Annotated in this window: 13 protein-coding genes and 1 tRNA gene; 8 read left to right on the forward strand and 6 right to left on the reverse strand. The window is 66.9% G+C overall.

Annotated features, from left to right (window positions below; all coding sequences use genetic code 11):
• Window positions 1-10: 10 nt before the first annotated feature.
• The 3 genes from ACP693_RS04975 to ACP693_RS04985 all read right to left on the reverse strand — a co-directional run bounded on the left by ACP693_RS04975 (window position 11) and on the right by ACP693_RS04985 (window position 1,536).
• Entirely contained in the window at window positions 11-289 is a 279-nt protein-coding gene (locus ACP693_RS04975) for an HU family DNA-binding protein (protein WP_087120554.1), read from the reverse strand.
• Between the two features lie 114 nt (window positions 290-403).
• Window positions 404-1,216, reverse strand: a complete 813-nt coding sequence (gene fliP, locus ACP693_RS04980; protein WP_426019627.1) for a flagellar type III secretion system pore protein FliP — start codon at window positions 1,214-1,216, stop codon at window positions 404-406.
• Window positions 1,217-1,230: 14 nt separating this feature from the next.
• The gene (locus tag ACP693_RS04985; protein WP_426018471.1) at window positions 1,231-1,536 is read right to left on the reverse strand and encodes a FliO/MopB family protein; all 306 of its coding nucleotides are present in this window, start codon (window positions 1,534-1,536) and stop codon (window positions 1,231-1,233) included.
• Between the two features lie 144 nt (window positions 1,537-1,680).
• Between ACP693_RS04985 and flgB the strand changes: the two genes are divergently transcribed.
• From flgB to fliE, 3 genes are read left to right on the forward strand one after another with little or no spacing between them, the layout of a single operon-like run.
• A complete protein-coding gene (flgB, locus tag ACP693_RS04990; RefSeq protein WP_135194750.1) occupies window positions 1,681-2,085 on the forward strand; it encodes a flagellar basal body rod protein FlgB in 405 nt (134 codons plus the stop codon).
• Window positions 2,086-2,099: 14 nt separating this feature from the next.
• The gene (gene flgC, locus ACP693_RS04995) at window positions 2,100-2,519 is read left to right on the forward strand and encodes a flagellar basal body rod protein FlgC (protein ID WP_409716660.1); all 420 of its coding nucleotides are present in this window, start codon (window positions 2,100-2,102) and stop codon (window positions 2,517-2,519) included.
• Window positions 2,520-2,529: 10 nt separating this feature from the next.
• Window positions 2,530-2,844, forward strand: a complete 315-nt coding sequence (fliE, locus tag ACP693_RS05000; protein WP_346494190.1) for a flagellar hook-basal body complex protein FliE — start codon at window positions 2,530-2,532, stop codon at window positions 2,842-2,844.
• 7 nt (window positions 2,845-2,851) lie between these two features.
• Here fliE and ACP693_RS05005 read toward each other — a convergent pair whose 3' ends face one another.
• From ACP693_RS05005 to ACP693_RS05015, 3 genes are all read right to left on the reverse strand, one after another.
• Complete coding sequence (locus ACP693_RS05005; RefSeq protein ID WP_426018468.1) at window positions 2,852-3,388, reverse strand: polysaccharide biosynthesis/export family protein; 537 nt, start codon at window positions 3,386-3,388, stop codon at window positions 2,852-2,854.
• 55 nt (window positions 3,389-3,443) lie between these two features.
• Window positions 3,444-4,775: an FAD/NAD(P)-binding protein gene (locus ACP693_RS05010; protein WP_426018466.1), complete on the reverse strand. Its 1,332-nt coding sequence runs from the start codon at window positions 4,773-4,775 to the stop codon at window positions 3,444-3,446.
• Window positions 4,776-4,873: 98 nt separating this feature from the next.
• Window positions 4,874-5,728 carry a WecB/TagA/CpsF family glycosyltransferase gene (locus ACP693_RS05015; protein ID WP_426018464.1) on the reverse strand — a complete coding sequence of 285 codons (855 nt, stop codon included), beginning with the start codon at window positions 5,726-5,728 and terminating at the stop codon, window positions 4,874-4,876.
• Window positions 5,729-5,952: 224 nt separating this feature from the next.
• Here ACP693_RS05015 and ACP693_RS05020 point away from each other — a divergent pair.
• The 5 genes from ACP693_RS05020 to lptB all read left to right on the forward strand — a co-directional run bounded on the left by ACP693_RS05020 (window position 5,953) and on the right by lptB (window position 8,848).
• A tRNA-Leu gene (locus ACP693_RS05020) sits at window positions 5,953-6,039 on the forward strand.
• 214 nt (window positions 6,040-6,253) lie between these two features.
• A complete protein-coding gene (locus ACP693_RS05025) occupies window positions 6,254-6,868 on the forward strand; it encodes a ribonuclease D (RefSeq protein WP_426018462.1) in 615 nt (204 codons plus the stop codon).
• A 7-nt stretch (window positions 6,869-6,875) separates the two neighbouring features.
• Window positions 6,876-7,535, forward strand: coding sequence for an LPS export ABC transporter periplasmic protein LptC (gene lptC / locus ACP693_RS05030; protein ID WP_425986054.1), 660 nt, complete (start codon window positions 6,876-6,878; stop codon window positions 7,533-7,535).
• Between the two features lie 2 nt (window positions 7,536-7,537).
• Window positions 7,538-8,026 carry an LptA/OstA family protein gene (locus tag ACP693_RS05035; protein WP_426018460.1) on the forward strand — a complete coding sequence of 163 codons (489 nt, stop codon included), beginning with the start codon at window positions 7,538-7,540 and terminating at the stop codon, window positions 8,024-8,026.
• Between the two features lie 27 nt (window positions 8,027-8,053).
• Window positions 8,054-8,848 carry an LPS export ABC transporter ATP-binding protein gene (lptB, locus tag ACP693_RS05040; RefSeq protein ID WP_426018457.1) on the forward strand — a complete coding sequence of 265 codons (795 nt, stop codon included), beginning with the start codon at window positions 8,054-8,056 and terminating at the stop codon, window positions 8,846-8,848.
• Window positions 8,849-9,049: the final 201 nt, after the last annotated feature.

Here is a 9,049-nt window from a genome sequence, read left to right on the forward strand (position 1 = left end):
CCGAAAAGGCTTAGCCGTTGACGGCGTCCTTCAGAGGCTTGGAGACGCGGAAGCGCACGGCCTTGGAGGCGGCGATCTTGATGGTCGCGCCGGTGGCCGGGTTGCGGCCTTCGCGCTCGGCGCGGGCGGCGGTGTCGAAGACGCCCAGGTTCGAGATGCGGATGTCGCCGCCCGACTTCAGGGTCGAGTGGATGTTTTCGACGATGGCGGTCAGCACCTTGCCGGCGTCGGCCTGCGAGACACCGGCGTCTTTTGCGACGGCGGCGATCAGTTCGGCTTGAGTGGTCATAAGAAGCGTTTCCAGTGTTAGTCGCCCGATTCCGGGCGAGGACCGGGGGATCAACACGGATTTTGACGGGCTTTGCAAGCGTCTATGACGCTGAAAGCCATATGGGGCGGGGGATTATCCGGTACCGGACGCTCGTTGGAAGCTCTCGACCAGGCTTCCGGCGACCAGTCGCCAGCCGTCCACCAGCACGAAGAAGATCAACTTGAACGGCAGGGAGACCACCACCGGGGGCAGCATCATCATACCCATGGACATCAGCACGCTGGCCACCACCAGATCGATCACAAGGAACGGAACGAAAAGGAGAAATCCGATTTCGAACGCCTTCTTAAGCTCGCTGATCATGAAGGCCGGGGTGACCACGCGCAGGGGCAGTTCCTGGACGTTCTGAGGCGGCTCGATGTTGCTGAGGCGGGTGAACAGGGCGAGGTCGCCGCGATCCACCTGGGCCAGCATGAAGGTTTTCACGGGTTCCGACGCCAGATCGAAGGCCTGGGGCAGTTCGATCTGCTGATCCATCAGCGGGCGGATGCCCGAATCATAGGCGTCCTGCCAGGTCGGGGCCATGACGATGGCGCTCAGGAACAGCGCCAGGGACACCAGGACGGCGTTCGGCGGCGACTGCTGCATGCCCAGCGCCGTGCGCAACAGCGACAGGACGACGATGATCCGCACGAAGCTGGTGGTCATGATGACGATGGACGGCGCCAGGGACAGCACGGTCATCAGCCCGACCAGCTGAACCACCCGCTGGGTCAGGCCGGCGCCGGTGCCCAGATCGATGTTGAGGGCCGAACCGCTCTGCGCCGCCTGCTGGGCCAGGGCCGCGACGGGCCAGGCCAGGCAGACCAGGGTGGTGAACAGCGACAGCAGGGCCCCGCGTTTGATCTCGGCGCCCGTGGGTTTGACGAACAGGGCGGGTTTTATGATGGCTGCGCGTTTCACAGGCCGCCTCCCGGTTGGCCGAGGTTGGTCTGGCCGAGGTTGGTCTGGCGCGGTTCGATCAGCTCGCGGCCTTCGCCCAGCAGGATCAGCCGTTCCTCGTCATCGACGCGGACCAGGACCAGGCGGCGGGCGGGGTCCAGGACCAGGGTCTCGACCACCTGAAGCCGGCGGGCCCCGCGTTCGGCGCTGAGCTTGGCCAGCAGCTGGGGCGCATAGCGGCGCGCGGCCCAGGCCACGATCCCGATCAGGCCGAGGGTGAAGGCCAGGCCGAAGACCGCCCGGACGAGATCGAGGAAATTCATGACGCTTTGAGGCCCCGCGCAGTCGGCGCTTAGAAGGCGAATGTTAACCACCACGGTTAACGAGGCGTTGAGATAAGAGGTTATTAACCATGCAGGCGGCATTTTCTGCCCATTGCGCGCATCCGCGTCGCACGGGAGATCGCCATGGGCGTCGCCGACATACCGCTGCTGGGGCAGATCAAGGGCCGGCTGGGCTGGCTGGACGAGCGTCAGCGCGTTATCGCGGAGAACGTCGCCAACGCCGATACGCCCGGCTTCGTCGGCCGTGACCTGAAGCAGCCGACCGACTTCGCCGCCGCCATGCGGTCGGGCGGGGGGCTGCAGATGGTGCGCACCAACGCCGCCCATATCGCGCCCGCCGGTTCGCCGGTGCGGTTCGATCCGACCAAGTCGCCCGATTCGGAGACCACGTTGGACGGCAACTCGGTCGTGGTCGAAGAGCAGATGCTGAAGATGGCCGAGAGCCGCATGGCCTATGACGCCGCCATCGGCTTCTACCAGAAATCCATGTCCATGATCCGCATGGCCGCCAAGCGGCCCGGCGGCTGAAGAAGGACTGACAAATGCCTGATCCCATCGCGCCCTCGAACAGCACCATGGCCGTGGCGGCCTCGGCCCTTAAGGCCCAGCAGTCGCGGATGCGCGTCATCGCCGAGAATATCGCCAACGCCCAGTCGACGGCCCGCACCCCGGGCGGCGAGCCCTATCGCCGCCAGATCCCCGTCTTCCAGGCGCGCGAGGTCGATGGCGCGACAGGCGTCACCCTGGCAGAGGTCCGGCCCGACCAGGGCGAGTTCAAGATGGACTACGACCCGTCGCACCCGGCCGCGAACGCCCAGGGCTATGTGATGCGGCCGAACGTGGACACCCTGGTCGAGGCGATGGACATGCGCGAGGCGCAACGCGCCTATGAGGCCAATCTGAACGTCATCGAGACGGCGCGGTCGATGGACAGCCGCACCCTCGACATCATCAAACGCTGAGGACTAGGCCATGAACCCGATGATGGCCGCCAAGGCCTATGCCGCCGTCCAGGGCGGCGCCATGCCGACCGGGCTTTCCGGCGCAGCGCAAGCGCCGGGCGCCGGCGACGGCGGCTTCGCCGACCTAGTCAAGAACGCCATGACCGACATGACCCAGCAGTCGCGCGCGGCCGAGACCCAGATGACGAAATCGGTCCAGGGTCAGGGCAATCTGATCGACGTGGTGACCGCGCTCAGCTCGGCCGAGGCGTCGTTGGAGACGGTGATCTCGGTGCGCGACCAGGTGATTTCCGCCTACAAGGAAATCATGGCGATGCCGATCTGAGGCAGGCTCAGAAGTAGCGTTCGCCGATCCGGAGGGTGTCGCCCGGCGACACGCGGGTGTCGGCGGTCAGCGGCTGGGGCTCTTCGATCTGTGAGCCCGAGCGGCGCACGAAGACCCGGCGCGCATTGGCGCGGTAGGTGAAGCCTTGCGCCTTCGCCACGGCGTTCAGCACCGTCAGGTCCGGGAGATAGGGGTATTCGCCCGGCCGATTGACCTCGCCCAGGATGTAGATGGGCCGATAGGTCAGGACCTGGGCCGTGACGCGCGGCTGGTTCAGATACCCTTGGCTCAAGGCTTGAGTGACGGCGTCCTGAAGCTGGGTGCCCGTCAGGCCGGCGGCCTGCACTTCGCCGATCAGGGGCAGGGCGACCTTGCCCTCGGCATTGACGGTGAACTCGCCGCTGAGCGCGTCCTCGCCGAAGACGTCGATGCGCACCTTGTCGGCGGAGGCCAGGCGGTAATCCGAGACGGCTTGAGGCGCGAAGCCGGCCAGGGCGAACGCCAGGGTCGCGGCCAGCAGGCCGATGCGTATACTCCGCGACATGTAGGCCCTCCCCGATTTCCTGCGTGTAAAGGCTAAACGTGTCGGTTGTTCGGGTCTAGGACCGATCCGACAGAATACGGCGGGCAAGATCGCGGGCCTGACCGCGCAGATCGGGCACGGCGGTCATCTCCCAGAAGGCGCCGCGCGTCAGGGGGCCGATGGCGTGAAGGCCCTGCGCCGGTGCGCCCGCGCCGTCCAGCAGGCCGCCGTCGTCGTCGACCTGCAGGCCCAGGCCCAGAGGGTCGGGGCGGCCGTAACCCTTGTCCAGGATGTCGCGGATCATCGGCTCGGTGCTTTTGGAGATCACGCCCAGCGGGCCGGTGCAGTTGACCACCAGGTCGAAGCGGTCGCGGATGGCGCGCTTTTTCCCGCGCGGGCGCCAGGAGGCCTCGATCACGTCGGTGGTCTTCAGTTCGGTCAGCTTGCCCGCCAGGATGGTCAACTCGCCGCCAGCCAGCATGGAGTGGATGTCGCGGGCCACGCCGGGCGACAGGCGGTGGCGATGCACGTCCCACAGAGGACGCAGATGGCGCAGGAAGCGGCTGCGCTGACTTTGCGACCACCCGCGCCAGATGTCGCGGGCGGAATGGCGAAGGCGGTCGAACACCGCACGCCAGTCGGCCTCGGCCGTGGCGGCGCGAATCTGATGAAGGATTTCGGCAGGGCTGCCCGAAAACGCGCCGACATAGGGCGCGGGCGGGACCGTGGCGTGGGCGCGGGGCAGAAGGCCGTGACGCGACAGGGCGGTCAGCCTGCGTCCCGGTCGGCGCAGCGTCAGGGCCGCATCCACCATCGTCAGGCCCGAACCGATCAGCAGGACGTTGCGCGCGTCGCCGGCCGACTGGGGATCGAACCGCCAGGGGTTCTCGACATAGGCGGGAGCGTTCCGAACCTCGGCCTCGACGCCGGGGGGCGAGGCGGGCTCCAGATTGCCTAGGGCCAGCACGACCTGGTCCGCCGTGACCTCTCCGTCGCTGGTGACAATATGCCAGGCATCGCCTTGACGATCGATGGAGTGGGCCTCGGCCCCGATCAGGGTCAGCCGGTCGGGGGCGTCGTCCAGCGCCTCGTTCAGCAGGGCGCGCAGGTATTCGCCATAGACGCCGCGGGTGATGAAGCCGTCCTGGGCGCGCCATGACGGCTGTTCCGCCAGCCAGTCGGCGAGATGCCCCGGCTGGTCGGGGAAGGCGCTCATATTGTCCAGGCGGACGTTCAGCAGATGGTTGGGGCTGCCGGTGTCATAGGCGGTGCCGGGACCGAAGACGCCGCGCCGCTCGATCAGGGTGACGCGCACGTCGGGCGAGGCCTTCAGCAGATTGACGGCGGTCAGAAGGCCGCTGAAACCCGCGCCCACGATGGCGACATGCGGTCCATTCTGCTGTGGCACTCACGTCCCCGCTTCTGTTTCCGGCCGTGTCGATAACACACGGCGAGCGGGGCGGATCATGGCGATAAATAACTATCTGGCCAGTAGGAATAACGTGATCAGGCGGGCGGAGATCGGCGGCGACGGGCGTCGCGGATGTCGCGCAGGGCCAGGGGCAGCAGGGTCCAGGGCTCGACGCAGTAGCGGACGAACAGGCGTTTCGGATCGTGCAACAGGCGATAGGCCCATTCGATTCCGGCCCGACCCATCCAGCGCGGCGCGGCGCTCTGCACGCCCGCCTCATAGTCGAAGGCGGCGCCGACCGACAGGATGACGCAATCGGGCAGGCGTTCGAAATTGTCGTCGATCCACAGTTCCTGGCGCGGCATGCCCATGCCGACGAACAGGATGTGAGGCTGGAAGGTGGTGATCTGGGCGAGGACGGCCGCATTCTCGGGCCCTTCGCGATGCGCGTCGAAGAAGCCGTGATGGATGGCGATGTCGGCGTCGGGATAGCGGGCCTTCAGCCTGCGGGCCGCCTCGTCGCCGACGCCGGGCGCGCCGCCGATGGACATGACGCGCCAGCCGTTACGGTTCGCCACGCTCCAGAAATGATCGCGCCAGTCCAGATAGGTGCAGCGGTGAAAGCCCCGGCTGTGCAGGCCCAGCGCGCGCGAGAACCACAGCAGCGGCGTGGAATCGACCTCGATCAGATCGGCCCGGTCATAGAAGCCAGCCAGTTCCGGGCGCTTCTGGATCAGATACAGGCTGTGCAGATTATGGTTGGCGATCAGGCTCTTTTCGCCCTGAAGCACCGCCTGCTGCACATGGTGTAGAACCTCCTCCGGCTTCACCAGATCGACGGGCTGACCCAGCATCTGCACCCGCTCGCCGGCGCGGCGGCGCTGGCGGAACGGCGCGCGCGGCTTGACGCGGCGTTCGGGCGCGTGGGGGCTGAGGGAGGGGTCCGCCATGGGGCGGTTGTAGGCGGGCCGGACTCAAGACGGGGTTAGAAAACAGGCTTAGCAGGCGTTAAGTCGCCGCCGAACGCGGATCGAAAAGGCGATGCGGCAAGGCTTGAAGCGCCGCTTGCGGAATAAAACGACACGCGGCGAAAAACCTCTGTTGACCCCGTCGTTTCGCTGCCTTAGAGGTCCGCGCCTTCCCGATGGAAACGCCGCAAGGCGCTGCCGACGGGGCCCAGATGGCGGAATTGGTAGACGCGCTGGCTTCAGGTGCCAGTGGCTTAACGGCCGTGGAGGTTCGAGTCCTCTTCTGGGCACCATATTATTGAAAGCGTCGCACCGAATGGTGCGGCGCTTTCATTCTTTTGGCCTATCGCATCGCGCGCGGCGCTCCGCTGCTTGAGGCCGTATTTTGGGCCTACCGGAATGCGCGCGGCGCATTACCTGCTTGAGGCCGTTTCTTGAATGCGGCGCGGCGTTCAGCATGGCTGTAGCCCGTTTCGTCCGCCGCGTTCGCCGTGTAAGAGCCAGAGCATGACTGTTTACCTGCACGAGGGCGACCTGCCCGACGACCTGGACCTGGGGTCCGAGGTCGCTATCGATTCCGAGACCATGGGCCTGCGCTTCCGCCGCGATCCGCTGTGCGTGGTGCAGCTGTCGTCCGGCGACGGGAACGCCCATGTCGTGCGGCTAAAGCGGCCGGACTACGACTGTCCAAATCTGAAGCGGGTGCTGACCGATCCGGCGGTGACCAAGATCTTCCACTTCGGCCGGTTCGACATCGGCATGTTCCTGCTGCATCTCGGGGTCGAGACGCGGCCGGTCTATTGCACCAAGATCGCCTCCAAGCTGGCGCGGACCTACACCGATCGGCACGGCCTGAAGGACGTGGTGCGCGAGACGGTGGGCGTGGACCTGTCCAAGGCCCAGCAGTCGTCGGACTGGGGCGCGGAGACGCTGAGCCAGGCGCAGCTGGACTATGCGGCGTCCGACGTCCTGTATCTGCACGCGGCCAAGGCCAAGCTGGACATGATGCTGGCGCGCGAGGGGCGCGCCGAGCTGGCCGCCCAATGTTTCGACTTCCTGCCGACCCGTTCGGCGCTCGACCTCGCCGGCTGGGACGAGATCGACATCTTCGCCCACAGCTGAGGCGCGCTTGACCGAACCCGGCGAACAGTCCCGCATCGAGGCCGACGAGGCCAGGGTCGCCTTGGCCGGCGCCCGCTGGCGTGCGCGCTCGCGGCGGGTGAAGCTGTATCGCCGCGTCCTGCCGATCATCATCCTGGTGCTGGCGGGCGGCGCCCTGACCTGGACGGTGTTCCGCACCGTGATGTCGGGGGTGGAGCGCAAGGCCAGCCAGAGCCAGGAAGTCCGTCTGGACAGCCCCCTGTTCCACGGCCAGGACGCCCAGGGCCGGGCCTTCACCGTCGGCGCCCAGGGGGCGGTGCGTGATCCGGCCACCGGCCATTTCCGCCTGATCGGTCCGGCGCTGAAGCTGAACCTGGGTGGGCGCAAGGTGACCGAACTGACCGCCGACGGCGGCACCTATAACGAGCAGGCCAAGACGGTGACCATTGGTCCGAACGTGCGGATCTCGGACGGCGGCACCGGCTTTGTTTTGACCACGCCCGAGGCGGTGGTCGATACCTCGACCGGAAACGTCACCGGTTCAAAGGGCGTTCAGGGTTCCGGCCCTATTGGAACCATCAACGCATCGTCCTATGCGATCTATGATCAGGGACAGCGCGTCGTGTTCGACGGCGCGGGCGACAACAAGGTGATGGGCGTGCTGACGCCCAAGGGGTCTGGCGGATGATCATGACGAAGATTTCAAAGGCTCTGGCGATGGTCGCGGCCGTGACGGTCGTGGCCCTGCCGGCCGTCGGCGACGCGCAATCACAAACGGGCAACCAGCCCGTCGCCTATGGCGCGGACTCGGTCGAATACGGCCCCAACCGCATCATCCTGAGAGGCCGGGCCGAAGCGACGCAGGGCGGCAACCGCTTCCGCGCCGACACCCTGACCCTGGTCAGCGGCGCGGGCGGCGATCTGGAACGCGCGGAGGCCGCCGGAACCGTCTATTTCGTGACCCCGGACCAGTCGATGCGCGGCGACCGCGCCGTCTATAATCTGGGCAATGGCGAGATCGTGGTTACGGGCAATGTGGTCCTGACCCAGGGCAAGAACGTCCTGACCGGCTCGCGCCTGGTCTACAACATCAACACCGAGGCCGCCCGCATGGACGGCGCGCCGCGCGGCGCCGCCGGAAGCCGCGTGCAGGGCGTCTTCTACCCCAACGCAAACTGAGGCCGTCGGCCGTCTGGACCTGAGCATTTGGCGCGCAAGGAACTGTCAGCCCTGAACCTGGACGACCGGCCGGCGACGACGCCGCAGCCGGTGGTCTCGCCTGCGGAAAAGGGGCTGCGGGTGCTGAACCTCGCCCGGTCCTTCGGGCCGCGTCAGGTGGTGCGCGACGTGTCCCTGACGGTGCAGCGCGGCGAGGTCGCGGGCCTGTTGGGTCCCAACGGCGCGGGCAAGACGACCTGCTTCTACATGATCACCGGCCTGATCCCGCCGGACTCGGGCACGATCTGGCTGGACGGCGAGGACATCACCGGCCAGCCGATGTACCAGCGCAGCCGCATGGGCCTGGGCTATCTGGCGCAGGAAGCCTCGATCTTCCGCGGCATGACGGTCGAGCAGAACGTCAAGGCGGTGGTCGAGCTGAACTATCCGCGCGACCAGATCCGCGCCGAGACCGACCGCCTGCTGAACGAACTGCACATCGACCACCTGCGCCATGCCGGGGCGACGGCCCTGTCGGGCGGCGAGCGTCGGCGGGTCGAGATCGCGCGGGCGCTGGCGGGCCGGCCGTCCTTCATGCTGCTGGACGAACCCTTCGCCGGCATCGACCCCCTGGCCATCGCCGACATCCGCACCGTGATCCGCTATCTGGCCAGCCAGGGCATCGGCGTGCTGATCACCGACCACAATGTGCGCGAGACCCTGGACATCACCGACCGGGTCTCGATCATCTCGAACGGGGCCGTGCTGTTCGAAGGCACCTCCGACGAGGCGGTCCACGACGCCGAGGTGCGCCGGGTGTATCTGGGCGAAAACTACGTTTGATCGCGGTGTGAGGGTATGAACCCTCTTTCGTCATTCTCCGGCGAGCGTAGCGAGACCGGGGAACCCAGCGGCGCGCGTGAGCGCGACCCTGTCGCGCGCTCGATTTCTGACATTTCTTTTGGGGACGCATCGCCTTCGGCGCCGCTGGATCCACCGGTCTGCGCCGCGAAGACGCGGCTTGCCGGAGGATGACGAAAGCGG

Source organism: Brevundimonas sp. TWP1-3 (assembly GCF_049896085.1).
GTDB lineage: Bacteria > Pseudomonadota > Alphaproteobacteria > Caulobacterales > Caulobacteraceae > Brevundimonas.

Excerpts from the sequence above, each read along its gene's own strand:
- flgC (WP_409716660.1), top strand. The coding sequence starts at position 2,100 with ATGCCTGATCCCATCGCGCCCTCGAACAGCACCATGGCCGTGGCGGCC.
- ACP693_RS04985 (WP_426018471.1), bottom strand. The coding sequence starts at position 1,536 with ATGAATTTCCTCGATCTCGTCCGGGCGGTCTTCGGCCTGGCCTTCACC.
- ACP693_RS04975 (WP_087120554.1), bottom strand. The coding sequence starts at position 289 with ATGACCACTCAAGCCGAACTGATCGCCGCCGTCGCAAAAGACGCCGGT.
- ACP693_RS05025 (WP_426018462.1), top strand. The coding sequence starts at position 6,254 with ATGACTGTTTACCTGCACGAGGGCGACCTGCCCGACGACCTGGACCTG.
- ACP693_RS05035 (WP_426018460.1), top strand. The coding sequence starts at position 7,538 with ATGACGAAGATTTCAAAGGCTCTGGCGATGGTCGCGGCCGTGACGGTC.
- ACP693_RS05005 (WP_426018468.1), bottom strand. The coding sequence starts at position 3,388 with ATGTCGCGGAGTATACGCATCGGCCTGCTGGCCGCGACCCTGGCGTTC.
- ACP693_RS05015 (WP_426018464.1), bottom strand. The coding sequence starts at position 5,728 with ATGGCGGACCCCTCCCTCAGCCCCCACGCGCCCGAACGCCGCGTCAAG.
- flgB (WP_135194750.1), top strand. The coding sequence starts at position 1,681 with ATGGGCGTCGCCGACATACCGCTGCTGGGGCAGATCAAGGGCCGGCTG.
- fliE (WP_346494190.1), top strand. The coding sequence starts at position 2,530 with ATGAACCCGATGATGGCCGCCAAGGCCTATGCCGCCGTCCAGGGCGGC.